The organism is Mycobacterium sp., from assembly GCF_029961025.1.
Taxonomy (GTDB): Bacteria; Actinomycetota; Actinomycetes; order Mycobacteriales; family Mycobacteriaceae; genus Mycobacterium.
In genome coordinates, this window is sequence record NZ_JASBVP010000005.1 from 1 (window position 1) to 25,204 (window position 25,204).

A 25,204-nucleotide genomic window follows, 5' to 3' on the forward strand; every position below is an offset into this window, starting at 1 on the left:
TGGCCAGCTCCTGCTCCAGTCGCTGCTTGTCGGCTTGCAGGCGGGCGACCTGTTCGGCGGCCCGATCACGGCGCTTCTCCTGCGTCCAGCCAATTTCGGGTCGCAGCCGACATCTACGGCAGGAACGTCCTACTGACGACTACAAGGCGAAATCGCCGACGTCATCGGTTCACCGTCGGACACCGGCAAATTTTCATCCACCACGGCGAGGCGCAGTCCCAGCGAAGCTCGCCCGTAATTCAACAATTGGCCACGTGCTCGACATGTCACTTTGCCAGATTCCACGACACCACCTGCCCAGTGTAGAGGTTGGGCAGCATTTCATTTATCGCTTGCCGCCGAAGTGGGGGTAGACGCTTGCGCATCACTTCCCGGCTGCGTCGCCCTGAAGCCCGCTAACCGGGCTTTCAGTTCCCGGAGGCGCTTGGTAGCCAGCTGCCGAATTCCGCAGCTGCCAGATTTGCTCAGGACAGAATTGACTGACCGCGTAGGAGACAAGGTAATTTGCCGCATACTCGTCGTTGGGGGTTACGTCGCTTTTCACATCCCCCATCACCTGGGCAAAACTTTGGCCGCCGGTGACCTTGTCGCAGATCCCGCGGCCATAGCCGATGGCGTCGCCATTTGGAAAGTTGAAATGCCGCCGCACTGTCACGTTGTACAGATAGTCCACCTCTGGCGACGGAACGGCATGCGCCGGCGAGGGTATCGCCAGCGCGGCTGAGCCCATTGCAGCGACGAAGCCGACCAGCAAGGCAGCCAGTGATGCGCAGTGATAGCCGCTGTTGCTTAAGTACCTTCGCGGCCTCATCGTTTTCCTCCAACTATTTTCTCTATGTCAGATCAGCGGATGGTGCCGGCAAGGTCTGCCGACATCGCAGCCAGCTGTGGGCTCCAGGTTCCCCAGCCGTGGTCGCCACTGGCCGGGAAGTCGAAGTGGCCGTTGTTCCCGCCGACGCTGCGGTACTGCGCGTAGAACATCCGGTTGCTGCCCTGGGCTTGGTCGGCGACGCCGAGCATGGAAGCTGGATCACTGGCGGTGAGGGTTTGTGGGCTGAAGACCCAGATCCGGCTGTTGTTTTGGGCTAGCAGCGCGGCGTGCACGTAGGGGTCGTGCCACTTCCACCGGCCCAGCTGTGCTGCACCCCACATCGCCTGCGTGTTCACCCCGCCGAAATTCTGCATACCCGCGGTAATCGCACCGTTCATCGTGGTCTCCGACGGGTACAGAAAACCTGACATCGAACCGGCGTACCTAAACCGATCGGGATGGAAGGCGGTCAGCGCCATCGCTGCGTAGCCGCCCTGAGAGGCACCTACAGCGGCGTGGCCACCGGGCGCGAGGGCCTTGTTGGCGACCAGCCAGTCCGGCAACTCGCTAGATAGGAAGGTCTCCCACTGCTTGTTCGCGTCCTGCTCCCAGTTGGTGTACATGCTGTAGGCGCCGCCAGCGGGGGCCACCACTGCGATACCTTTGCCGGACAGCGTGTTCATCGCGTTACCGGCGGTGACCCAGTTGTTGACGTCGGGGCCGGCGTCGAACGGGTCCAGCAGGTACACCGCGTGCGGGCCGCCGGCCAGAAACGCCACCGAGATGTCACGGCCCATAGCCGCCGACGGCACCATCAGCGTCTCGTAGCCCGCGGCGCGGGCTGACTTGGCGTGCGTCGCGCTAAGGCACCCCAATCCGAGGGTCAGCACAGCGACAGACAGCAGCCGCAGCAGCATCGCAGGCCTCTCATGACGAGCTTTTTTCATGCTGCTTCGCGCACACGATCCAGCCTGCTGGGTTCGCTTGGTCCGACTTTGCGTCCGCGGCGTTTGTCCAACCCACCGACCGACGAGTAGGTGGTCGCCTCCCCGGTCGCTGGAGGTAATCCCGACGGGTTCGGTTGGCTGGGGCATCAGCAGGACACCTTTATCGCGAACGTCTCGGTTGTCAGTTTGCTCGGGTTGGCGTTGTTGAAGCCCATAGCGGCGCCGGTGATCGCGTAGGTGGGGCCGGTCATCGTGACGGCGGCCTTGCCTTGCAAGTCGCGATCGTAGGAGCCGGTGAAGCCGTTGAGATTACGTATCCGGACGAATTCGGCAGCCAGTTGGTGCGCATTGGATACCATCACGGTCACGCCCGAGTCCTCGTGGCCGGTCCTGATCGTCGTCAGCCATTCGTCGGATGTGCAATGCACCGCATCTGTCGTGCCTAGGTCTTTGCCGTTAATGGCGAGCGCGGCAGTGCCGGGGGGCAACGTACCGGGTTTGGGTTTGGGGGATGCCTGGTTCGATGAGCAGCCCACGGCACCGCCGATCACCAGCAAGGCTGCAGCGGCGACGACAAACCTGTCTTTCATAGGGGCCTTCCTGCCTGACGATGTACAAGCCTGCCTGACGATGTGCAAGGAATCTACCGCCGCTCAGGCGCTGTGCGCTAGCACGTCACGGTCGCGAAGACATGACATCGGAGCGGCTATTGACAGCAGCCGCGATTACTTGTACTTTCCAGTCTACAAAAAACCGGGCCTGCGCGCTGTGGGGTAAATCACTATTCGGTTGACCAGGGGGTGGAACGCAGATGTGTAGTAACGGGGCCGCGATCCAGGTCGCGCACCGCGGTCGAATCGCGCGGATTTCCTGGTGCGACGGTCGGACGTGCCGCAACCGCACACCGGGCGCGGGCTGGAACGGACTCAGATCACTTAGCGCCTGGTTTCATGTGGTCTCGAGTGTGTTGCCGCAGCCAGTCATCAGCGATGATTGCTTTCAACGCGTCCCGCGACAGGCAGACGGTCTGCGCGCGATGGAGTCGGGCAGGCTCAGGGAACGACGACCTATACGCGGTAGGTTCCGCATGGATTGCGTGCTAAGCGATCAGAAGGTTCGATGGTGACGGTGTCGGTAGCTCTTGCCAAGGGGTCGGGAGCTCTTGGTACGGGGATGCGTGGGATCGGCGGGTTTGTCACATTGTCGCTGGACATCCTGGTGCAGGCGGTGCGCCCGCCGTTCGCCTGGCGTGAGTTCATCCAACAGATGGCGTTCATTTCGCGGGCGTGCACGATCTCAGCGATGCTGTTGTCGATCCCGTTCAGCTTGATCCTGGCACTTCAGGTCGGGATAGTCTTGTTCAACATCGGGGCCATCGACTTGATCAGCGCTGGCATAGCACTTAGCACCATCACGCAGACCGGGCCCATGACCACGGTTTTCGTAATCGCCGGGTCTGGCGCCACGGCGGTGTGTGCAGACCTGGGCGCGCGCACCATCCGGGAAGAGATCGATGCGATGCGGGTGATGGGCGTCGACCCGGTTCGGGCGCTGTTGGTCCCGAGGGTAGCGGCGCTCACCATCTGCGCGATGCTGCTGAACGCGATCACATGCGGCGTTGGCCTTATCGCTGGCTACATCTTCTCCGTCTGGCTGCAGGACGTCAATCCAGGCGCGTTCGCGGCAAACTTAACCCTGATAACCGGACTTAGTGATACGACAGTCTCCTTTGTCAAAGCTACATTGTTCGGTCTGATGGCTGGATTGATCGCCTGCTACAAAGGCACTACACCCAGAGGTGGTCCGCAGGGCGTAGGCAACGCTGTTAACGAGACGGTCGTGTTTTCGTTCATGGCACTGATGTACATCCTCGTTATGATGGACTTCGTAGGCGCGCAGGTGAAGCTGTGAGTCTCCACGAGGTTGCTGCAGCCCGGTGGCCGAAACTCACCCGCGCGTTGCTCACCTGGGCCGCCGAATGGAACCGCGTCGGAGAGCAGACCGCCTTCTACGCCAAAACTCTGCGCGGAATCCCGAACGCGGTCATCCGCTACAAAGTGGAGCTGATGCGCGTGCTTGCCCAAATGAGTCTCGGCGTCGGTGCGCTTGCCGCAATTGGCGGCACGGTCATGGTCGTACCATTTCTCGTGATGGCCGCTGGTGGCGTCGTCGGCGTTGTAGGGCACTTCAACCTGAGCGAACTCGGTGTGGACGCGTTGGGGGGGTTTTTTGCCTCCTTCGTCGACACTCGCACTACTTCTCCCTTCATGGCCTGCATCGGTTTGGCCGCTACTGTCGGGGCCGGCACCACCGCACAACTCGGCGCCATGCGAATCAACGAGGAGATCGATGCGCTCGAGGTTATGGGTATCTCGCCGATCACATATTTGGCCGCGACCCGGGTGATAGCGGGCGTTGTTGCTGCGCTTCCGATATTTCTCACGTCCTTGGTGACGGCGTATTTGGTGACCGAGGGCATCATTGTCGGCATCTACCATCAGCCAACCGGGGTCTATGAACATTACTTCAACACGTTCCTGGACCCATACGATGTGATGGTTTCGACGCTGGAGGTGATTTTGTCAGCGATCGCTGTCATGCTGATACACACCTACTATGGGATGAATGCCTCGGGCGGTCCGGCTGGCGTCGGTGAGGCGACCGGACGCGCCGTGCGCGCCTCCCTGGTCACGTCAGTATTCATAACAATTTCGCTGTCGATGGCCATCTACGGCCGATCCGGCCATTTCCACCTGGCTCCATAGCGACCTGATGATGAAACCGAGGCGAGGTAAGTTCCGCGTTCCTCCGGCCTGGTGGACCGTGTTGCTCATTGTAGGGATCGCCGTGTCCATAGTGCTGACTATCCTTAGTTTCGATGAGGATCTCCAGCCGTACGCTCGGGTGACCCTCGTGTCAGGCCGAGCGGGCCTGGTGATGGAGCCTGGTGCAAAAGTAACGTTCCGCGGGGTTCCGGTCGGCCGTGTCTCTTCGACGAGCCCAGGCAGTCCGGTGAAGCTTCGACTGGAGTTGTATCCCAACGAACTTCAATATATTCCAGCCAACGTCGAAGCGCAGATCGTCGCTCCAACGTTGTTCGGCGCCAAGTACGTTGAGCTGATCGACCCCAGCCATCCGAGCAGAAGTCGGTTAGCCTCTGGAGCCGTGCTCACATCCCGCAGCGTGAGCGTCGAAGTGAACACGGTGTTCCAAAATCTGGTTGATGTTCTGGACCAGGTCGACGTTCCGAAATTGAATGCAATTCTTTCAGCGTTATCCGAGGGCTTACGCGGGAACGGCGAAGCTATTGGCAAAGCCACCACCGATTTGGATCAGGTGCTGCTGGCGACCAACCCCCGCAGCGAGACCATCAGACAGGACTTGCGAGCGCTCAAGGGGTTTAGCGACACCTTCAACGCGGCCACACCCGACATTCTAACGGTGCTGGACGCCTTAACCCGGATTTTGCGGTAGGGCCTGGAGAGAGGTGATTGTGTGGGCATTGCCGCTCGGGTCGAGTGCGGTGGAGGTCGGTCAAGCTCGCGTGCTGCAATGTGGTTGAGCCGATTAACCCTCGACGGGTTGTGGGTGGGTCGATTCACGGCGTGCTGTATCAGCATCGCTGAGCGGAAACAGCGTTCAACTACCTCGGGGGTGTCGCCGAGGGGCCCCTGTGGGTGGTGTGGGTTTGTTTAGCCGGGGACTGCGACCCATCCGGGTAGTCGGGTGAACGCGGTGAGCAGGTCGATGGCCCAGGGCCAGTTGGCGCCCAGCCGCAGTGTGGTGCGCCGCGCCGAGCGCACCAGCACCCCGGCGGTGTGCAGCAGGGTGTAGCGCAGCCGTTTGGGCTCGGCACTGGCCAGCGCACCATCCAGGCAGAGCGTTTTGGTCCAGGCGAGCAAGTCGGCGGCGATGAGCACCACCATCAGCCACGCGTTGGTGATGGCGAAGTCATGGGAGGGCAGGTTGGCCAGCCCGGTGTCCTTCAGGTCGCGGATGGCGCATTCCATGCGGCCACGGCCACGGTAGAGCGCCTCCAGGTAGGCCAGGTCTGCATCGGGCAGGTCGGTGACAAACAGCTGGTAGCGGTAACCGTCGAGGTCGGTGAAGCGCAGTTGCGCGCCCGGGTGGGGTTGTTCGCGGCGCACCAGCATCCGGGTGCCGGGCGGCCAGCCCGACAACGAGACCAGGTCGGTGATCTCGGCCACCTCACCGGTGTCGCGAACCTCGCTGGCATCGGCGGAGATCGTTGACTGCCAGCGTGATCGCGGCAGGGCGAGGATCACCTCGGCACGGGCCGCGGGCATCGGGACCCCACCGATGAACCGCACACCCCGGCTGCGGCACGCCGCGGCCAGCTCGTGGCTGGTGCCCCCGGCGTCGGTGCGACAGATCACCTGCTGGTGCGCGGGGTCCACCGGCAGCTGCGCCAGCGCCGCCTCCAACACGCTGAGGTGGTCGCCGGCAGTACCCGAACCCGCATTGCCCGGCCGTAGCAGCCCGGCCAGCGCCTCCCCAGTGGCGTCTAGGACCGCCAACAGCGGATAAAACCCGAACCCGCGCTTATAGGTCGGCGCCGCATAGTGCTTGTCGGAATCGGCCTCGATGAGTACCCCGTCGATATCGATGACATACCAGCCCGGATCGGCCCCGGTTGCCCAGGCCGCGGCACGCGCGGCGGCGCGGGCGGTTTGGATGCGGGCCAGCGCGTCGGTGTCGACGGCCTCCAAGGTTCGCCATGCCGTGGCCACCGAAGCCACCTGACCGAACAGGTCGGGCTGATCAGCCAGCACCCGCAGGTCGCTGATCGCCGTCGCGCCGTCGCCGATCGCCACCGCCAGGTCGGTCAGCACCCGGCCCCGGTCATGGCCGCGGCGGCGCTTCTTCGTCGGTGCCATCGCCGCTGACAACCCCTCAGTCAGTCCCAGCCCGTCGGCCAGCTCGCACAACAATCGCGTGCCCGCGTGCGCCACGACACCCCGTCCGCCTGTAGTTACCACCAGACCCGGACGGCCAGCTGTAGTCTTCACCTCGGAAGTGCCCTTCTGCTGTTGGAACTGTTACGGTTAGCAACTACAGTTTCCCTTGCAACAGAAGGGCTTTCCGTTATCTACACGCCGTGTCGCCCACAACTACTGCAAAATCCGGGCTAGACCTTCAGTAAGCGTGTCGGCTGGGGTGGATAGGACAAAGGCCTTACCCTGTCTGGGTTTGCGACCTCAACGCTGCCCAGCGGGAAAGGCCTTTGTGGTGAAGACGATAGCGCATGAGCAGAGCCGGCGGAACATTTCCCGGCGACGGCGCAGGGTAGCGGCGAGGCACGCCCGGGGGCGCTGGGGCGCACGGTCGGCGCCGATGCTGAACTCGGGTCCGGTGCGCTATGAGGTCGGCGGCAACATCGATGCCACCGGGTTCGGGGGAATCGCCGCGGTGCACCGACTGGTGAGCATACTGGGGCTGGTGGACCGGATCAACGAGGATCTGCAGTTGTTGCAGGTGCACCTGCCCTATCACGAATCCGACCACGTGTTAAACCTGGCCTACAACGTGGTCTGCGGGGGCACCCGGCTCGAAGACATCGAGCGGCTGCGCCACGACTGGCTGTGACAGGGCGGATTCCAGTGAACGTCGCAACGGGACGGTTGCAACACTAGTCCTCAAATAAGCGAGTCGGCGTCAGCGGGTCGCAGGATTGATTTCGATGTTGTTTTTCAGGTCCGCGGTAGGGCGGTTTTTGGCGGTCGACCGGTGCCATCGGGTGCGTGAGCGGTCCTGGATTGGCCGGATTACCGCTTCTGCGTGAGTTTGTCGGTTGTAGGGGCACGCGAGGGGGCGTGCAGAGGGGGAATTGTCGTGTGCGGGCGTGGGTGGGGCCCGGAGGTCAGTAGCGGGTGCGGGTTTCAGCCGAAGCGAGTGCGTTCAATGGTGTTGTAGGCGCTGAAGAATCGGCCCAGGCTGGGGTGGTAGCCGATGATCCGGACGGTGATAGTGCGGGCACGGCGGATGATCATGGCGGGGATGAGGATGACCTGGGTATAAAAGCGGCGAAACTCCATGGCGATCCAGTCGCGGCGGTCTTCCTTGCGGTGCAGCATCATCGCGAACCAGGACTTGATGTTCCAGGCCAGGGCGGCGATGACCATGTAGGCCCAGTTGGATACCAGGTCATAGAGCGGCACCCGCAGCGCGTTGACACCGTTTTTGAGCTGCTCGATGACGTTTTCCTGGTCGCAGCGGTCGTTGGCGCAGGCCACGACCTCGGCGGCGCTCAGGTCGGTGCGGGTGGTGATGTAGAAGAAGTAGCGGATCTCCTCGATGAGGGCCGCCTCGCCGCGGGACTTGCTGATGTTTTTGCGCAGCGCGATCACCCGGTAGGGTCGGCGGCATTTGCCGGGCTGGTAGCTGAACTCGGCGACGTGCTCGCAGGTGAGTTCCAGGTTGACATAGCCGCGTTCGGTGACGATGCGCCGCTTGTGGTTGGGTTCGCGCCGGCGCCGCTGCGCGGCGGTGCGGGCTTGGGTCGCTGCAGCGGGGTCCAGCAGGCCTCGTCGAGCGCTTCGGCGCGGCAGCGCAGTGCGGTGTTGGCGTTCATGCCCAACAGGAAATCGACCCGGGCGGCCCATCGGTCGAAGTGCGCGGTCAACGAGAAGTCGGTGTCCCCGCGCAGGCACACCCGCTGGGCGTGCGGGGCGAGCAGGTCGATCGCCTTGTCGATCCAGGCCGCCGCGCCGGCGTGGCTGGGCGCGTTGCCGGGACGGTTGACCAGATACAGCACCTCCTTGGTGTTGGCCAGCGACACGATCAGCGGGGCATATCCCCAGATGCCCTTATACGACATGTCCATTCCCGCCTTGTGCTCGCCGCAGGTGGGGGCGATGGTGCCATCAACGTCGAGGTAGGCGATCGGGCCCAGCAGCTCGCGGCCCCGGCCCGCCCATAGCTGCGGGCGCACCGCGTTGATCGCCTCCATCAACGTGGCCACGTCGGCCTGGCTGAACCGGCGGCAAAAATCACCGGCCGTGGTTGGGTCCGGGATCAGGTCCGCACCCAGGGCGTTCATGTAGGCGCTGTCGTGACGCAGCCGCTCAATGTCTTCGAGCCGGGTGCCGCCGCAGGCCACGTTGTAGGCCAGGTTCAGCACGTGGTCGGACTCGTGATAAGGCAGGTGCACCGTGAGCAACCGCAAGTCCTCGTCGATGCGCTCAACCAGCCCCAGCCGGGTGACCAGCCGATGCAGCGCGGCGATCCCGCCGAAGGCGGTGGCGTCGATGTTGGCGCCGACTTCGTAATGCACCGCGCCCGAGTTCAGCATCGGCTCGGGCTGCGCGCCCCAGCACCCCGCCCGCGCGTGCCCCGCCGCCACCTTGCGCCGCCGCCGGGCGATGTTTCGCCGGCTCTGCTCATGCGATATCATCTTCACCACAAAGGCCTATCCTGCTGGGCTGCCTTAAGACCGCAAAACCCAACCAGGATAAGGCCTTTGCCCTATCCACCCCAGCCGACACGCTTACTGAAGGACTAGACGGTTGTAGCCCTCGGTGCGGGCATTGGTGATCCCGGTGGCCACGAAGGCGTTGATCTCGGGCCACCAGGTGTCGATGGTGGCGGCTAGGGTGAGCAGCTCAGGGATGTGTGAGTCGATACACCAGGTCAAAAACCGGTGTAACCGGTGGCGGGTCAGGTGCGCATCCCCGCCGACGTGCACAGTCGACAGCAAGGTGCGCAGTTCTTCCTTGGCGATCCACGCTGAGAGGATCTGTCCACTGCTGTCCTCGGCGAGGATCGCGTTCCACATCATCGCTAAACTTTTGTCCGACAAGCGTTCCCACGCGGTCAGCAGTCGACGCCGGTTGGCCCACTCGGGGTCGGGTTTGCGCCCGCGCCGCTCCCGCAGATCCCAGGTGACCCGGCGGCACCTTCGTCAGCGCGTCATTGGCTAATTTCACCAGATGGAAGTGGTCGACCACGAGGGTCGCGTTAGGCAACATCGCCCGAATCGCGGTGGCGTAGCCCGCGGCCGGATCGATCGCCACGTATTCGACGCCGGCCCGAAACTCCTCGCTGCGCTCTGATAACCAGGTGATCACCGCTGCGGCAGTGCGGCCCTCGGTCTGCCCCAAAAGGCCCTGATCGCCAGCCAAGTCGACCAACCCGGTGTCCCACGGGTCAACCCGCACCCACCGGCCCGTGGTGGGGCAGCGCTGCCAGCGGGGCGCGCCGCGGCGGGTCTCGTCAACGCCGAGCACCCGAGTCGGCTGCGGCTCGGCCAACACCGTATCGGCGTGGGCGAGGAAGGCACGGTGCGCGGTCGGCCACGATACCCCGTGGGCGTTGGCAACCTCGGCCACCGAGCGGGCGGGCTGCCCGATCGCCTCCCCGATCTGGGTAGCCAACCGCCCGGTGATCCGTGCCCGCGCCGGCACCTGCGCGATGGCCTCGGTGAACGAGGACTTTTCGCAGTACTCCTCCCGGCAGCGCCACCGCGTCTTGTGCCAGAGCACCACGATGGGGTCGCTACCGTAGGGGATGTCCCGCGGCGAGGTGCACACCCGCTCCTTGACCGAGCTGGACACCACCCCACACCCAGGGCACGCCGCCGCGGTTTCCTCGGCCGTGACCACATGCACCAGGCGTCCTGACCACTCACCTTCCAAACGCACCTCGCGTCAATCTTCTCGTCAGGTCGATCTCGCGTACCCGTGATACCTACCTGGCTGCCAAGTACCGGCGGATCGCCTGTCGCCTGCCGAGGACCGCTGCGCGCCAACGTCGCCGTGCAACGCGCTCTACTGGTCGCGATCTGGAACATCGCCACCACCAACGCCGCCTACCACGACCCCGGTGGCGACTACTTCACCCGCCTCAACCCTCAGAAAGCCCGCAGCAACGCCGTACGCCAACTCGAAGCCATGGGCTACCACGTCACCCTCGAGCAGGCGTCTTGACCGAGCCACTCACCTGAGCACTCACCTCACGTCAATCTGGCTCTTCTCCACGAACCTGGGAGTGAGTGGGGAGGCTCGGGCGACACGCCGCGGCGCTGAAATGAACTGATCGTGGGCCTGGGGCTCGCACGATCCGTGATCACAGCCAAGATCACACGGATTGTCGAGGAGCCCCAGGTTGGAAGCAGAGGTTACCGGTTCGGTTGTTGCTGCGTTGTTCGGGTTGGATGGGTTTCGGGTGCTGGCCGCCGCCGATACCGGCGGTGAGCTGGAGTTGCTGGTTGAGACCGTTGCTCGGGTCGTACCATGCCCAGACTGCGGCGCGGTGGCGCAGGCGAAGGATCGCCGCCCGGTGTGGGTGCGCGACCTGCCGATCGGCGGGCGATCGGTGGTGGTGTGCTGGCACAAGCGCATCTGGTGTTGTCCACATGCGTTGTGTCCCAGGAAGACCTGGACCGAGACCCATCCGGCGATCGCGCCCCGGGCATGTTTGACCGAGCGTGCCCGGGCGTGGGCGTTCGAGCAGGTCGGCGCCCGAGACGGCGCCGTGTCACGGGTCGCCTCGGCACTCGGTGTCGGCTGGGCGACGATCATGCGGATCGTCACCACACGCGGTGAGCCGATCATCGACGATCCCGCACGGCTGGGTGCGCCGACGGCGGTTGGGGTGGATGAGACCGCGTTCCTGCGTGCTACCGGGCAGCATCCGACGATGTATGCGACCGGCATCGCGGATTTGACACCGGGTCGGCCGGCGCGGCTGCTCGACGTGGTCGCCGGGCGCTCCGGTGTGGTGCTGGCCACCTGGCTGGGCGAGCGCGACGAGCAGTGGAAGGCGCGGGTCGCGACCGCGTCGCTGGATCCGTTTCGCGGCTACGCCACCGCGCTGAGTCGGCAACTGCCGCAAGCGGTTCGCGTACTTGATCCCTTCCATGTCACCAAGCTCGCGCTCAGCGCGCTCGATCAAGTGCGCCGCCGCGTGCAGCAAGACACCTGTGGGCATCGGGGTCATCGTGGCGACCCGCTCTACGGGATCCGCCGCGCGCTGCGTCGCCGCGCCGACCGGCTCTCCGAACGGGCCTGGGATCGGCTGCGGGACGGACTCCTCGCCGGCGACCCGGACGGGGAGGTCACCGCAGCTTGGACCATCGCCCAGGACTTGATGCGCTGCTACCAGCTCCGCGACGCCAGCGCCGCGGCAGCGGTCATCACCGCCGCCCGCGACTGCCCTGTTCCCGAAGTCGCCCGCCTGGGAAAGACATTGCACACCTGGAAGGCAGAGTTTCTCGCGCACTTCGCCCACACCGACGTCTCCAACGGGCCTACCGAATCGTTGAACCTGAAAATCAAGAACACCAAGCGCACCGCCCGCGGCTTCCGCAACTTCGACAACTACCGGCTCCGACTACTTCTCAACCACGGCCGCATCCAGCACAATCACGAGACATCACGGATCCGAACCCGCCGTCCCAGCTTGGTGGCGTAGAGCCGTCAATCTTCTCGTCAGGTCACAAGCCGCCAGAGTCGCGACCCCATTTCATACCGGGCACCAACGACACGAGAATCAATGATTTCGATCTGCGTCTCCGAGATGAGTTGACCCCAGCGCGTTTCGCACGATAGCGGCAGGCTCGCCTTCCAGAAACGCGGCCAACCTAGTCTCGAGGCCCGCCGGATCGTACTCGCTTTCTTCGGACCACATGCCCCTGAAAAAGGTCGTGCAATACTCCTGAGATAGATAGCAAGGAGTCCAATCCCCCTCAGGATTGATCCACCGATAAGTGTAAATGTGTAAATTCAGAAACTGGAGCATCGCTAGTCGTGGTTCTATGGGACGGAAAATACCGCTGGAAATCGCCTCGTCCATGATTCGGCACACGCTTTTCTCGAATAGGCGTCGTTCACGATGGGACTGTTCAAGATTCTTTCCGGTGAGGTGACGGGAGTCGTGTTCGCGCGCCCAAATATGCGGAAGCCTTTGGAACATCAACGTCAGTATTGCCTCGGACAAGATCCGCAATCGCAGAACAGGGTCGAGGCCGAGCTCGTTAATTTCATTGGCGATCAACTGCACAGGGAGAACGACCCTTGATTGGATCTCGACGAGAAGATCTTCTTTCGAATTTATGTAGTAATACAAGGCACCTTTGCCTAACCTGGCCGCTGCTGCAAGGTCGTCCAGATTAGTCGCTGCATAACCACGTTCGGCGAATAACTTCGCTGCAAGGTCAACGATTTCGTTCTTCTTTTTGTGAAAATTACGACCATGGCCTCGGGGGCGGGGCATTGTTCCTAATCCTTGATGTGTGAATGCTGGTGTGCGCGCACGAACACCCTTCTCTTGAACTGGGACGACAACGGATAGTGAAGTCGTCAGCCGTCTTCGGAAAGCAATTCCATGCTAGACCGTATGGGGGACTGGGGCCGAGGTTGTCCCGGTCTTCGGGGATTTTGAGGTGGCGGTCCCTCGCCTGAGGCCCACCGGATGGTAGGTCTTCGGGTGAACGACCAAGTATCACCTCGAAGAAGGAGTAAGGGACCGCCATGAAGACCGTACCTGCTGTTGGTCTGGCTGACACGACTGATGCGGCCGCGTTGCCTGATGTGCCGGGGGAGATCGCGCTGGCGATGACCGACATCGCTGGTGCTGCGCGGGAGGGGCTGCTGGTGACGAGCGTGGCCGCCGGGCTGGCGGTGATGGCCGCGATGTTCGAGACCGAGATCACCGAGGCGTGCGGGGCCAAGGGCAAACACGATCCCGGCCGGGCCGCGGTGCGCCATGGCTTCGGGAAGGGGTCGGTCATCCTGGGTGGCCGGCGGGTGTCGGTGACTCGTCCGCGCGCACGCACCGTGGGGGGCTATGAGGTGCCGCTGGCCAGCTATACGCACTTCGCCTCCGATGATCTACTCACCTAGGCCTTCAGTAAGCGTGTCGGCTGGGGTGGATAGGGCAAAGGCCTTATCCTGGTTGGGTTTTGCGGTCTTAAGGCAGCCCAGCAGGATAGGCCTTTGTGGTGAAGATGATATCGCATGAGCAGAGCCGGCGAAACATCGCCCGGCGGCGGCGCAAGGTGGCGGCGGGGCACGCGCGGGCGGGGTGCTGGGGCGCGCAGCCCGAGCCGATGCTGAACTCGGGCGCGGTGCATTACGAAGTCGGCGCCAACATCGACGCCACCGCCTTCGGCGGGATCGCCGCGCTGCATCGGCTGGTCACCCGGCTGGGGCTGGTTGAGCGCATCGACGAGGACTTGCGGTTGCTCACGGTGCACCTGCCTTATCACGAGTCCGACCACGTGCTGAACCTGGCCTACAACGTGGCCTGCGGCGGCACCCGGCTCGAAGACATTGAGCGGCTGCGTCACGACAGCGCCTACATGAACGCCCTGGGTGCGGACCTGATCCCGGACCCAACCACGGCCGGTGATTTTTGCCGCCGGTTCAGCCAGGCCGACGTGGCCACGTTGATGGAGGCGATCAACGCGGTGCGCCCGCAGCTATGGGCGGGCCGGGGCCGCGAGCTGCTGGGCCCGATCGCCTACCTCGACGTTGATGGCACCATCGCCCCCACCTGCGGCGAGCACAAGGCGGGAATGGACATGTCGTATAAGGGCATCTGGGGATATGCCCCGCTGATCGTGTCGCTGGCCAACACCAAGGAGGTGCTGTATCTGGTCAACCGTCCCGGCAACGCGCCCAGCCACGCCGGCGCGGCGGCCTGGATCGACAAGGCGATCGACCTGCTCGCCCCGCACGCCCAGCGGGTGTGCCTGCGCGGGGACACCGACTTCTCGTTGACCGCGCACTTCGACCGATGGGCCGCCCGGGTCGATTTCCTGTTGGGCATGAACGCCAACACCGCACTGCGCTGCCGCGCCGAAGCGCTCGACGAGGCCTGCTGGACCCCGCTGCAGCGACCCAAGCCCGCACCGCCGCGCAGCGGCGCCGGCGCGAACCCAACCACAAGCGGCGCATCGTCACCGAACGCGGCTATGTCAACCTGGAACTCACCTGCGAGCACGTCGCCGAGTTCAGCTACCAGCCCGGCAAATGCCGCCGACCCTACCGGGTGATCGCGCTGCGCAAAAACATCAGCAAGTCCCGCGGCGAGGCGGCCCTCATCGAGGAGATCCGCTACTTCTTCTACATCACCACCCGCACCGACCTGAGCGCCGCCGAGGTCGTGGCCTGCGCCAACGACCGCTGCGACCAGGAAAACGTCATCGAGCAGCTCAAAAACGGTGTCAACGCGCTGCGGGTGCCGCTCTATGACCTGGTATCCAACTGGGCCTACATGGTCATCGCCGCCCTGGCCTGGAACATCAAGTCCTGGTTCGCGATGATGCCCGCTACTGACCTCCGGGCCCCACCCACGCCCGCACACGACAATTCCCCCTCTGCACGCCCCCTCGCGTGCCCCTACAACCGACAAACTCACGCAGAAGCGGTAATCCGGCCAATCCAGGACCGCTCACGCACCCGATGGCACCGGTCGACCGCCAAAAACCGCCCTACCGCGGACCTGAAAAACAACATCGAAATCAATCCTGCGACCCCCTGACGCCGACTCGCTTATTTGAGGGCTAGACCCAATGCCGGGTAGTTAAGGCGCCGCAGAAGCTGTCAATGTGACACGCGGGGCATATGGGTCTTGTATTGCTAACGATATGGGTGCGACTCCTGGTAGAAGAACGGTCGACGAAGATCCACTTCTGCCACCGAGGAGTCGCAGTGCCGAATTCTGCCATGTCCGCGTCTCGTGAGGAGCTTTTCGCTGCTGGTCATCTGGGCGAACTCACCTGGCAGATCCCGGTTGAGCTGGTGGACGCGGTGCTGGCCGAGACCGGCAGCGTCCAACGGCGGCTGCGTGTGCTGCCGTCACGGGTGGGGGTGTATTTCGTGCTCGCGCTGTGCCTGTTCCCCGGGCTGGGCTACCGCAAGGTCTGGGCCAAGCTCACCGCCGCCCTACCAGGCCGCAAGCCGCTGTCGGGCAAGGCGCTTCGAGATCTGCGTCGCCGTCTGGGGGCAGCGCCGATGCGGGCGCTGTTTGAGGTGCTGGCCGGTCCGGTCGCCGCGCCGCACACCCCCGGCGTGCGATTCGGGCGTTTCCGTACTGTGGCGTTCGACGGGTGTGTGTCGTTCAAGGTCGCCGACAGCGACCGCAACCGGTCGTGGCTTGAGGCGTTTCCGAGTTAACCGCAGAGATGGCTTGAGAAATTACCCAATGCATGGCATCTCCCCGGAGGGGTTGGTGGTTCGGTGATGATAGTCGAGCCGACGTTGCCGGGCTCGTTCGAGGCCGTCGCGGCGGGCCTGGCGGATGGCTGCGCCGCGGCCTTCGTGTTCGTCGTCCGGAGTCACGTATCCGATCGCTTCGTGAAGCCGAACTGAATTATATTCCGTTCGTACCCTTGCTAATTCGGTTTCCAACAGGGCCGGGTCGGTGATCGCCTCCAGGTGGGGCCACTCGGCCTTGATGTGGCCGAAGAACGACTCGATCCAGGCCTGATCAGTCGGCACGCCGGGGCGGCCATGGTGGCAGACGATGGCCATCAGCGCCATGAACGCGCGGGTGTCGCGGGCGGTCATCGGCGGCCCGTTGTCAGACACCGCCAGCAGAATCGGCCGGCGCGGGTCATCGGGATCCAGTTCGAGGCGCTCGTCGGTGAGCAACTCCAGCAGGCCTTCGAGCTGCAGGGCGTGCTCGAAGAGCACCTGCACCTGGGTGGCGGTCTCCTCGACCGAGATGAGGGTATCGATCCACTTGCGCGACACCAGGTCCACGATCGCGAAGCAGACCCGCCGGGTGCGGGTGAAATGCGTGGCGTCCCAGATCCAGATCCGGTTGGGCGCCCACACCAGCCAGTCCGGCCATGGCCTGCGCTCAGGCCGGCTACGGGGCTGTGGCTCGGGCAGCGTGAGCCCGTGAGCCACCCCAGCACACGCCGAAACGTGGCCGGCGACACCCACACCAGATTCTCGTAGGAACCGCGGTGGGCGAGCGTGCGATGCGACCGATCGACCGGCCCCCAACGCTCGGCGACGTCGAGGATCGCGGCGATCTCTTCGGGCAGCAGCGCGTGCATCGCACGCCCGGGAGCCTGGTCGACCAGGGTGCCAACGTCGCGGCGCCGGGCCCGCCAGCGATGCACCCGCGAGTCGCTGACCTGCCACAGCGAGCATGCCCAGGTGTGCGCCAACCCGGCGGCGACCGCGTCGTCGACGCTTTTGAGGACGGCTTGTTTGACCTCGGCGGGGACCCGCGCCGGCACCGGCCCGCTTAGCCCCAACCGGATTTTCCCCGCGCCACCACGAGCTCGATAGCCTGCGCCTTGACCGCCTCGGTCAGCTGCGCGATCTCGGCTCTCGCAGCTTCAAGCTGCCAATCCCGCCGCGTACCAGGACGACCCGGTTTGCGCGCCAACGCCGCCAGCGCGGCGTCTTTGACCGTGCGACGGATCGCGATCACCGTCGACACGTCCACCTGCCACTTGCGCGCGGCTTCGGCCTGCGTGATCTCCCCGGTGGTGATCTGCAGGAAGATCTCCCACTTCGTCTCCGCCGACAGGCTCGTCGCACGACGCCGACCATTGCTGAACTCGGGCATAAGCAGCTCCTCTCGGATCACCCGAGAAGACTGCCAGCATTGGGTAATTTCTCACCCCGATCTCTGCGGCGAACTCAGACGCAAACCGGCTTGGCGCCTCGACGAGCAAGGCGAGTTCGAAAAGCCGATCGCGGGAAGTGCGGGCCAGTGGATCAAGTGCGATGATGCACCGGTCATTGAATTTCTCGAGCCACAGGACACCTCGCGGGATAGACCGGCACCGCAGGACGAGCAGGCGGATACAGGTAGGAGCGAAGCAGGAGGTGAGCCGCAGTGAGCGACGCAGACACGTCGGCTAATGACGGCTGGATGCCGCCGCGAGGGGGCGGTTATCGTCCGGGCAGGAACACCGCGAGCCCATCGCCAACCCGGAAATCAGAGCCAGGTCCGCCACCGCCAGGACCAGCGAGTGTCACCAAAGCAGCGAAACACGATGCCGACTAACGACGTCTCCGGAGACGACTTCGAGAAAAAGGCGGGCGCCAGCCCTCACCGCACCGTGCACCCCCACCTCCACCACCGCCCCCACCTACGCCACCCGGCGCGCCGCGTCGGGAGCACCACCGGATGCCGGCGAATGCCCGAACGATCGGGTAGCGGCAGGGGTACACACCGGCACGCACCCTGCGGCGAGGCCCTAAAACGCTTCTGACCTGCACTGATACGTGTGCCCCCGGCAGGAATCGAACCTGCGACCTAGGGATTAGAAGGCCCTTGCTCTATCCAACTGAGCTACGGAGGCAATGCGCAGGTCAGTCTATCCAACGGCGACCGGGAGCGAACCCGAGCACGCAACGCCGGCCGAAACACTTTGACCGCGAGATCGATTCGGCTATTGTGTGACCGGCGCCACCAGCGCTGGTCACGGCGTGGTCACCGGCGGCCGCGGCTAGGCGCGGACAACGACGTCCGTGCCCTGATGTCAAGGAGCGGCATCGGAATGAACATAGCCGCGGTCGTGACCACCCGGTGCCCGCTGACCGGTTCGAGGGTGTTGCTGCCCGGACTGCGGCTCGCCCCCCGTGCCGGGTGTCGGGCCGCTGCGCTGCTGTTGCGCGCTGCACCGTCGGCGGTGGGCTGGTTAGCGGGGTGGCTGGCCGCGGAATTCGGTCCGCAGGCGCTGACCGGGCAGGTGTTGTCCGGGGTGCCCCCGCTGCCGCTGGGCCGGGTGGCGATCAGCTGGGCGGCGCAGCGGGCCGATCAGGTTCTCGGTGCGGCGCTCGCGGAAGCCCTCGGGGCGGGCTACCGCGACCTGGTGTGTCATCCGCTCGACGATCAGCACGGCTGTCCGCGCCGCGACAACCTCTGGCACATGGCCGGGCAGCGCCGCCGCTACGCCGCGCAGACCTCCGATATCGCCTACGGCCCGGCCGGTCATGACAATCTGCTGGACATCTGGCGGCATCCCGGGCCGCCGAACCCGCGGCCGGCGCCGGTGCTGGTGCAAGTGCCCGGGGGCGGATGGGCCGTCAACGGCAAGCGCGGTCAGGCTTATCCCCTGATGAGCCGGATGGTCGAGCACGGCTGGATCTGCGTGTCCATCGATTACCGCAAGAGCCCGCGCGCGGCGTGGCCGGCGCACATCATCGATGTCAAAAGGGCGATCGCCTGGGTGCGCGAGAACATCGCCGATTTTGGCGGCGACCCCGGGTTCATCGCGATCACCGGTGGCTCGGCCGGCGGACACCTCGCGGCGTTGGCGGCGCTGACCGCAGGTGACACCCGGCTTCAGCCCGGCTTTGAGCACGTGGACACCGGCGTCCAGGCGGCCGTGCCCTGTTACGGCGTCTACGACCTCACCGCGGTCGAGCATATGCACGCGATGATGTTGCCGTTTTTGGAGCACTTCGTGATGCAGACCCGCTACACCGATGACCCCGGGCTGTTTCGGGCGGCCTCGCCGATCACCCATGCCCATCGCGGGGCACCGCCGTTTTTCGTGCTGCACGGCAGCAACGATTCGCTGATTCCCAGCGCGCAGGCCCGGTCGTTTTGCGCCGCGCTGCGCGCGGCCGGGGCCGCCACCGTCTGCTACGCCGAGCTGCCCAACGCCCACCACGCGTTCGACACCGTCGCCACCGCGCGTTCCCGGCTGACCGCCGACGCCGTCGCGGACTTTCTCGGGGCCATCTACGGTCGCTATGCTTGCACCCGAACCGGATCCGTACCGCTGGAGGTTTCGCCGGCAAGCTGATCCGCGATCCGTGCCGTTTCCAATTCGGCCTGATCTCACGGTATTCCGGACATCGCTCGGATCCGCACAATGAGCTCCCGTTCTCGGGTCAACCGGGCTAGCGTGGTGTTGGCCGGGGATGGACCCGCCTGGAAAGGGGAGGCTGGAGTGGCAATGACCGGGCTGGCGACTCGGCCGACCGGGCCCGCGCGGGGTCGCCGCCATGGCTGAACCCGTCGATTCCGCTGGATTGCCCACCGAGTTGGGAGCGCTGGACTATCTGCTGCATCGGGGGGAGGCCCGCCCGCGGACCCGCTCCGGGATCATGGGGTTAGAGCTTCTTGACACCACGCCGGACTGGAGGCGTTTTCGGACCAAATTCGAACACGCGTCGCGACGAGCGCTGCGGTTGCGGCAGAAGGTCGTGGTGCCGACCCTGCCGACGACCAGGCCGCGCTGGGTGGTGGACCCCGATTTCGATGTGGATTTCCATGTGCGGCACCTCCGGGTCCCCGAACCGGGAACCTTACGCGACGTGTTCGATCTGGCCGAGGTGATGCTGCAGTCGCCGCTGGACATCTCGCGGCCGTTGTGGTCGGCAACCCTGGTCGAAGGACTCGCCGACGGCAAGGCGGCGATGCTCCTGCATCTCAGCCACGCCGTCGCCGACGGGGTCGGCAGCGTCGAAATGTTCGCGCACATCTACGACGCGAAGCGCGAACCCGAGCCCGAGCCGACCCCCCCGCAACCAATTCCGGTAGACCTGACTTCCAACGACCTGATGCTGGAGGGTCTCGCCCATCTGCCCGCCGCGCTGGCCGACGGTGTCCGGGAAGCTCTCTCGGGCACGGCATCACTGGCGGGGCGGGCGGTGCTCAACCCGGCGTCGCTGGTGACGGGGGTTGTCGGCTACCTGCGTTCGAGTGCCCGGGTGCTGCGGCCGGCGGCCGAGCCGTCGCCGTTGCTGCGCCGTCGCAGCCTTTCCACTGGCAGCGAAGCGCTCGACATGTCGCTCCCCGACCTGCACGCGGCCGCCAAAGCCGCCGGGGGATCTATCAACGATGCCTACCTGGCGGGTTTGTGTGGGGCGCTGCGGCGCTACCATGTGGCGCTCGGCGTGCCCGTCAGCACACTGCCGATGGCGGTTCCGGTGAACTTGCGCGCCGAAGCCGACCCTGCCGGCGGGAACCGGTTTGCGGGCATCAACCTGGCGGCGCCGGTCGGCACCGTCGATCCGGTGGCCCGCATCAAAAAGATCCGCGCACAGATGACCCGGCGCCGTGAAGAGCGCGCCCTTAACGTGCTCGGTTCGGTTGCTCCGTTGCTGAGCATCCTGCCCACGCCGGTGTTGGAGGCCATCACGGGTGCGATCATCGCCTCGGACGTGCAGGCCAGCAATGTGCCCGGCTACCCGGGCGAGACCTACATCGCCGGCGCCAAAGTGCTGCGCCAGTACGGCTTTGGGCCGTTGCCGGGCGTGGCGATGATGGCCGTACTGGTCTCCAGAGGCGGGTTCTGCACCGTCACCGTCCGATACGACCGGGCCGCCGTCCGCGACGAGGCGCTGTTCGCACGGTGCCTGCTGGAGGGTTTCGATGAGGTCCTCGCGCTGGCCGGTGAACCGGCACCGCACGCGGTACCGGCGTCGTTCGCGGTCGAGACGCCCGATTCGTTGTCGCGATCCTTGTCGTCGGGCTCATGACCGCCGAGCACACCGATCTTCGGCTACCCGGCTCGGTCGCCGAGGTGATGGCCAGCCCGCCCGGTCCCCGGATCGGGGCGTTTTTCGATCTGGACGGCACCCTGGTCGCGGGTTTTACCGGCGTCATCCTCACCCAAGAGCGCTTCCGGCGCCGCGAAATGGGGGTCGGAGAGCTGATCGGGATGGTTCAGGCCGGACTCAACCATCAACTCGGGCGCATCGAATTCGAGGAGCTCATCACCAAGGCCGCCGCGATGCTGCGCGGACGGGCGCTGAGCGACGTGGAAGAGATCGGGGAGCGGCTTTTCACCCAGAAGATCGAATCCCGGATCTACCCGGAAATGCGGGAGTTGGTGCGCGCGCACCTTGCCCGGGGTCACACCGTGGTGCTCAGTTCGTCGGCGCTGACCATTCAGGTCGACCCGGTCGCCCGGTTTTTGGGGATCCCCAACACCCTCAGCAACCAGTTCGAGACCGACGAGAACGGGATCCTCACCGGCGGGGTGGTCAAGCCGATCCTGTGGGGGCCGGGCAAGGCGGCGGCCGTGCAGCGGTTTGCGGCCGAGCATGGCATCGACCTGAAGGACAGCTATTTCTATGCCGACGGTGACGAGGACGTGGCGTTGATGTATCTTGTCGGCAATCCCCGGCCGACCAACCCGAAAGGCAAGATGGCCACCGTGGCCCGGCGCCGCGGCTGGCCAATCTTGCGGTTCACCAGCCGCGGCAACTACGGCATTGCCGGGCAGCTGCGGGCGCTCGCCGGGATCGGCTCGCTGGCCCCGGTCGCGGCCGGCGCGGTTGGCCTGGGCCTGCTGACCCGCAGCCGGCGTCGGGGCGTGAACTTTTTTACCTCCGTCTGGTCGCAGCTGCTGCTGGCCACCAGCGGCGTGCGTTTGAACGTCCTCGGCGCGGAGAATCTGACCGCGCAGCGTCCGGCGGTGTTCATCTTCAACCACCGCAACCAAGTCGACCCGATCATTGTTGCCGCGTTGGTGCGCGAGGATTGGACCGGCGTGGCCAAAAAGGAGCTGGAACGCGACCCGATCGTGGGCACGCTGGGCAAGTTGCTCGACGCCGTGTTCATCGACCGAGACGATCCGGCCGCCGCGGTGGAGGCATTGCATCAGGTTGAGCAGCGGGCGAAAGCCGGGCTGTCGATCGTGATCGCCCCCGAGGGCACCCGCGTGGACACTACCGAGGTGGGGCCGTTTAAGAAGGGGCCGTTCCGGATCGCGATGGCGGCCGGCGTTCCCCTGGTGCCGATCGTGATCCGCAACGCCGAGATCATCGCCGCCCGCAACTCCACCACGATGAATCCCGGGACCGTGGATGTCGCGGTGTTTCCCCCGATCCCCGTTGACGACTGGACGCTTGACACGTTGCCCGATCGCATTGCCGAGGTGCGTCGGCTGTATTTGGACACGCTGGCCCACTGGCCGGCCGGCGAGTTGCCCGAGGTGGGTCTGTATACCCGCAGGAAGCCCGCGCCCGGAAAGCGTGGGCACCCCAAGGCGGCCCCGGCCAGGGCGGCGGTCAAGAAGAACGCCCGGGTGGCCGCGCGGCCAACCCCGGTCAAAAAGAACGCCGAACCATCCCGCCCGAAAGGACGACCGTGACCAAACCGGCCCTCGACACCGGCACATTCACCACCAGCGAGGACCCGCTGGTGTTGGCGGCCGTGTCGTCCTCGGTCGAAGCCGAGCTGCTCTCTGACTGGCTGCAGCGGCAGCGGGCTCGCCATCCGGAGGCCAAGATCGACGTCGTGCGGCTGCCGCCCCGGAATTCCCCGCCCGCGGCACTTGGCCCGCTCGTCGAGCAGCTCGAGTCCGACGAGGACCGTTCGATCGTGCCGGTCCGGGTATTCTGGCTGCCCCCCGCCGGTGGCCGAGCCCTGAGCAAGTGGGTTGGACTGCTTCCCGGCCGGGACCCCTACCACCCCAGCGAACGACGGCAGCGCCGGATCCTGCGCAGCGATCCCCGCCGGGCCCGGGTGGTCGCCGGGGAGGCGGCCAAGGTCTCCGAACTTCGCCAGCAGTGGCGTGACACCACAACGGGCGAGCATCCAAACGATTTCGCGCAGTTCGTCACCCGCCGGGCCATCCTGGCCATGGAACGCGTTGCCTACCGACTGCTCGGCCCGGAGTACAAGTCGCCCCGACTGGTGAAGCCGGAAATGCTGGCGTCGGCCCGATTTCGTGCCGGTCTGCAGCAGATCCCGGGAGCCACGCTCGAAGAGGCCGGTAAGATCCTCGACGAGATGGCCACCGGATGGAGTCGGCTATCGGTCGATCTGATTCCCGCGCTTGCCAAGTCGCTGTTTTCTCGCGGGTTCGATCCCCAGATCGACTACGACCAGTATCAGGTGGCGGCCATGCGTGCCGCGCTGCAAACCCATCCCGCCGTCCTGCTGTGGTCGCATCGATCCAACCTCGACAGCGCGGTGCTCACGGTCGCGCTTGCCGAAAACGGGCTGCCCAAGACACACGTGTTCGGCGGGATCAACATGGCGTTCGGGCTGATGGGACCGTTGATGCGCCGCTCGGGCGTCATCTTCATCCGCCGCAGCATCGGCGGTGACCCGCTCTATCGCTACGTGCTCAAGGAATACGTCGGCTATCTCGTCGAGAAACGGTTCAACCTCAGCTGGTCCATCGAAGGCACTCGCTCGCGCACGGGGAAAATGCTGCCTCCCAAGCTGGGGCTGCTGACTTACGTTGCCGACGCATACCTGGAGGGCCGCACCGACGACATTTTGTTGCAGCCGGTCTCGATAAGCTTCGACCAGTTGCACGAGATCGCCGAGTACGCGGCCTATGCGCGCGGGGCCGAAAAGACGCCCGAGGGCCTTAGCTGGCTGTACAAATTCATCAAGGCCCAGGGTGAACGCAACTACGGAAAGATCTACGTCCGATTCCCCGAAGCGGTTTCGATGCGACACTACCTGGGGGCGCCGGGCGGTCCGATGGCCCACGATCAAGCCGCTAAACGTCTTGCCCTGCAGAAGATGTCGTTCGAAGTAGCGTGGCGTATCCTCCAGGGAACGCCGGTGAACGCGACCGGGCTGGTGTCTGCGCTGCTGCTGGCCACTCACGGAGTGGCGTTGACTCTCGGTCAGCTGCACCGCACCTTGCAAGATTCGCTTGATTACCTCGAACGCAGGCAGATCCCGATGACAACGAGTGCATTGCGGCTCCGCACGCCCGAGGGGGTTCGAGCGGCGGTGGATGCGTTGTCTCACGGGCATCCGGTTACCCGGGTGGACGGCGGCCGGGAACCCGTGTGGCGCATTGCGCCCGAGGATGAGCACGCCGCGGCGTTCTACCGCAATTCGGTCATCCATGCCTTCCTGGAGACCTCGATCGTCGAGCTTGCGCTGGCACACGCCCGCCACGCCGACGGGGACCGCCGGCAGGCCTTCTGGGCGCAGGCGATGCGGCTGCGCGACCTGCTGAAATTCGATTTCTACTTCGCTGATTCCGCGACATTTAAGGCCAACATCGCCAAAGAGATGTCCTGGTATGACGATTGGGAGTCTCGCGTCGCCGCCGGCGGCGACGAGATCGACGCGATGCTCTACGCGAAACGGCCGCTGATATCCGACGCCATGCTGCGGGTGTTCTTCGAGGCGTACGCGATCGTCGCCGACGTGCTGCGCGACGCCCCAGCGGAAATCAGCCAGAAGGACCTGACCCGGCTGGCGCTCGGCCTCGGCGCTCAGTACGTCGCGCAGGGCCGCGTCCGCAGCAGCGAGCCGGTCTCTACGCTGCTGTTCGCGACCGCGCGCCAGGTCGCCGCCGACCAGCACCTGCTGGAGCCCGCGGGGGACCTCACCGAGCGCCGCACCGCGTTTCGGCGGGAATTGCGGGGTATTCTGCACGACTTCGACCACGTCGCAGAGATCGCGCGCAATCAGTTTCTCGCCCGCGAAATCGAAGCCCGTCGCGCCCGGGCCGGATAGCTGTGGGGATCCGAACTTCGCCGCAAGGCCGCACCGGTTAGCGTCTGGCCTCCCAATAGGC

The 25,204-nt window shown here is 65.1% G+C and carries 22 protein-coding genes, 1 tRNA gene and 4 pseudogenes; 15 read left to right on the plus strand and 12 right to left on the minus strand.

Annotated features, from left to right (window positions below):
• Positions 1 to 364: 364 nt before the first annotated feature.
• From QJR12_RS06475 to QJR12_RS06485, 3 genes are all read right to left on the minus strand, one after another.
• Positions 365 to 730 carry a DUF732 domain-containing protein gene (locus tag QJR12_RS06475; RefSeq protein WP_300580441.1) on the minus strand — a complete coding sequence of 122 codons (366 nt, stop codon included), beginning with the start codon at positions 728 to 730 and terminating at the stop codon, positions 365 to 367.
• 113 nt (positions 731 to 843) lie between these two features.
• Entirely contained in the window at positions 844 to 1,758 is a 915-nt protein-coding gene (locus QJR12_RS06480) for an alpha/beta hydrolase family protein (protein WP_300580002.1), read from the minus strand.
• Between the two features lie 146 nt (positions 1,759 to 1,904).
• Positions 1,905 to 2,348 (minus strand): lipoprotein LpqH, encoded by a 444-nt coding sequence (locus QJR12_RS06485; protein WP_300580004.1) that lies wholly within the window; start codon positions 2,346 to 2,348, stop codon positions 1,905 to 1,907.
• 529 nt (positions 2,349 to 2,877) lie between these two features.
• Here QJR12_RS06485 and QJR12_RS06490 point away from each other — a divergent pair.
• The 3 genes from QJR12_RS06490 to QJR12_RS06500 are packed head-to-tail and all read left to right on the plus strand — an operon-like array spanning position 2,878 to position 5,232.
• Entirely contained in the window at positions 2,878 to 3,669 is a 792-nt protein-coding gene (locus QJR12_RS06490) for an ABC transporter permease (protein ID WP_300580006.1), read from the plus strand.
• Positions 3,666 to 4,523 carry an ABC transporter permease gene (locus tag QJR12_RS06495; RefSeq protein WP_300580007.1) on the plus strand — a complete coding sequence of 286 codons (858 nt, stop codon included), beginning with the start codon at positions 3,666 to 3,668 and terminating at the stop codon, positions 4,521 to 4,523. The genes QJR12_RS06490 and QJR12_RS06495 overlap by 4 nt, the downstream gene beginning before the upstream one ends.
• 10 nt (positions 4,524 to 4,533) lie before the next feature.
• Positions 4,534 to 5,232, plus strand: coding sequence for an MCE family protein (locus QJR12_RS06500; protein WP_300580444.1), 699 nt, complete (start codon positions 4,534 to 4,536; stop codon positions 5,230 to 5,232).
• Between the two features lie 218 nt (positions 5,233 to 5,450).
• On the opposite strand, the gene QJR12_RS06505 is transcribed toward QJR12_RS06500, so the two are convergent.
• Entirely contained in the window at positions 5,451 to 6,788 is a 1,338-nt protein-coding gene (locus QJR12_RS06505; RefSeq protein ID WP_300580009.1) for an IS1380 family transposase, read from the minus strand.
• 325 nt (positions 6,789 to 7,113) lie between these two features.
• Between QJR12_RS06505 and QJR12_RS06510 the strand changes: the two are divergent.
• Positions 7,114 to 7,230: pseudogene (locus QJR12_RS06510) on the plus strand (hypothetical protein); the annotation flags it as partial.
• A 428-nt stretch (positions 7,231 to 7,658) separates the two neighbouring features.
• On the opposite strand, the gene QJR12_RS06515 reads toward QJR12_RS06510, so the two are convergent.
• From QJR12_RS06515 to QJR12_RS06530, 4 genes and pseudogenes are all read right to left on the minus strand, one after another.
• Entirely contained in the window at positions 7,659 to 8,222 is a 564-nt protein-coding gene (locus QJR12_RS06515) for a transposase (RefSeq protein ID WP_300580447.1), read from the minus strand.
• Positions 8,123 to 9,121, minus strand: coding sequence for an IS1380 family transposase (locus QJR12_RS06520; protein WP_300580449.1), 999 nt, complete (start codon positions 9,119 to 9,121; stop codon positions 8,123 to 8,125). The genes QJR12_RS06515 and QJR12_RS06520 overlap by 100 nt, the downstream gene beginning before the upstream one ends.
• Positions 9,122 to 9,265: 144 nt before the next feature.
• The gene (locus tag QJR12_RS06525; protein WP_300580451.1) at positions 9,266 to 9,652 is read right to left on the minus strand and encodes a transposase; all 387 of its coding nucleotides are present in this window, start codon (positions 9,650 to 9,652) and stop codon (positions 9,266 to 9,268) included.
• 79 nt (positions 9,653 to 9,731) lie between these two features.
• Positions 9,732 to 10,418: pseudogene (locus tag QJR12_RS06530) on the minus strand (helix-turn-helix domain-containing protein); the annotation flags it as partial.
• Between the two features lie 114 nt (positions 10,419 to 10,532).
• Between QJR12_RS06530 and QJR12_RS06535 the strand changes: the two are divergent.
• Both QJR12_RS06535 and QJR12_RS06540 read left to right on the plus strand, forming a co-directional pair.
• Positions 10,533 to 10,703, plus strand: coding sequence for a hypothetical protein (locus tag QJR12_RS06535; protein WP_300580011.1), 171 nt, complete (start codon positions 10,533 to 10,535; stop codon positions 10,701 to 10,703).
• Between the two features lie 178 nt (positions 10,704 to 10,881).
• Positions 10,882 to 12,189: an ISL3 family transposase gene (locus QJR12_RS06540; RefSeq protein WP_300580013.1), complete on the plus strand. Its 1,308-nt coding sequence runs from the start codon at positions 10,882 to 10,884 to the stop codon at positions 12,187 to 12,189.
• 78 nt (positions 12,190 to 12,267) lie between these two features.
• On the opposite strand, the gene QJR12_RS06545 is transcribed toward QJR12_RS06540, so the two are convergent.
• The gene (locus QJR12_RS06545; RefSeq protein ID WP_300580014.1) at positions 12,268 to 12,990 is read right to left on the minus strand and encodes a TetR/AcrR family transcriptional regulator; all 723 of its coding nucleotides are present in this window, start codon (positions 12,988 to 12,990) and stop codon (positions 12,268 to 12,270) included.
• Positions 12,991 to 13,247: 257 nt separating this feature from the next.
• Between QJR12_RS06545 and QJR12_RS06550 the strand changes: the two are divergent.
• The 4 genes and pseudogenes from QJR12_RS06550 to QJR12_RS06565 all read left to right on the plus strand — a co-directional run.
• Positions 13,248 to 13,616, plus strand: a pseudogene (locus QJR12_RS06550) (IS256 family transposase); the annotation flags it as partial.
• 158 nt (positions 13,617 to 13,774) lie between these two features.
• Complete coding sequence (locus QJR12_RS06555; protein WP_300580449.1) at positions 13,775 to 14,773, plus strand: IS1380 family transposase; 999 nt, start codon at positions 13,775 to 13,777, stop codon at positions 14,771 to 14,773.
• A complete protein-coding gene (locus QJR12_RS06560; protein WP_300580453.1) occupies positions 14,701 to 15,261 on the plus strand; it encodes a transposase in 561 nt (186 codons plus the stop codon). Before QJR12_RS06555 ends, QJR12_RS06560 begins: the two co-directional genes overlap by 73 nt.
• Positions 15,262 to 15,446: 185 nt before the next feature.
• Positions 15,447 to 15,845, plus strand: a pseudogene (locus QJR12_RS06565) (transposase domain-containing protein); the annotation flags it as partial.
• A gap of 72 nt (positions 15,846 to 15,917) precedes the next feature.
• Here QJR12_RS06565 and QJR12_RS06570 read toward each other — a convergent pair.
• Positions 15,918 to 16,670, minus strand: a complete 753-nt coding sequence (locus QJR12_RS06570) for an integrase core domain-containing protein (RefSeq protein WP_300580015.1) — start codon at positions 16,668 to 16,670, stop codon at positions 15,918 to 15,920.
• 38 nt (positions 16,671 to 16,708) lie between these two features.
• Between QJR12_RS06570 and QJR12_RS06575 the strand changes: the two genes are divergently transcribed.
• Positions 16,709 to 16,984: a hypothetical protein gene (locus QJR12_RS06575; protein ID WP_300580016.1), complete on the plus strand. Its 276-nt coding sequence runs from the start codon at positions 16,709 to 16,711 to the stop codon at positions 16,982 to 16,984.
• Here QJR12_RS06575 and QJR12_RS06580 read toward each other — a convergent pair.
• Positions 16,981 to 17,307 (minus strand): helix-turn-helix domain-containing protein, encoded by a 327-nt coding sequence (locus QJR12_RS06580; RefSeq protein ID WP_300580018.1) that lies wholly within the window; start codon positions 17,305 to 17,307, stop codon positions 16,981 to 16,983. The two genes, QJR12_RS06575 and QJR12_RS06580, sit on opposite strands and share 4 nt — an antisense overlap.
• A 668-nt stretch (positions 17,308 to 17,975) precedes the next feature.
• Positions 17,976 to 18,049: transfer RNA gene (locus QJR12_RS06585), tRNA-Arg, on the minus strand.
• A 198-nt stretch (positions 18,050 to 18,247) separates the two neighbouring features.
• Here QJR12_RS06585 and QJR12_RS06590 point away from each other — a divergent pair.
• From QJR12_RS06590 to QJR12_RS06605, 4 genes are all read left to right on the plus strand, one after another.
• Entirely contained in the window at positions 18,248 to 19,501 is a 1,254-nt protein-coding gene (locus tag QJR12_RS06590; RefSeq protein ID WP_300580020.1) for an alpha/beta hydrolase, read from the plus strand.
• Between the two features lie 202 nt (positions 19,502 to 19,703).
• Positions 19,704 to 21,182 (plus strand): wax ester/triacylglycerol synthase family O-acyltransferase, encoded by a 1,479-nt coding sequence (locus tag QJR12_RS06595; protein WP_300580022.1) that lies wholly within the window; start codon positions 19,704 to 19,706, stop codon positions 21,180 to 21,182.
• Positions 21,179 to 22,801 (plus strand): HAD-IB family hydrolase/lysophospholipid acyltransferase family protein, encoded by a 1,623-nt coding sequence (locus QJR12_RS06600; protein WP_300580024.1) that lies wholly within the window; start codon positions 21,179 to 21,181, stop codon positions 22,799 to 22,801. The genes QJR12_RS06595 and QJR12_RS06600 overlap by 4 nt, the downstream gene beginning before the upstream one ends.
• Positions 22,798 to 25,143, plus strand: coding sequence for a glycerol-3-phosphate 1-O-acyltransferase (locus QJR12_RS06605; RefSeq protein WP_300580026.1), 2,346 nt, complete (start codon positions 22,798 to 22,800; stop codon positions 25,141 to 25,143). The genes QJR12_RS06600 and QJR12_RS06605 overlap by 4 nt, the downstream gene beginning before the upstream one ends.
• The last annotated feature ends 61 nt before the right edge of the window (positions 25,144 to 25,204 follow it).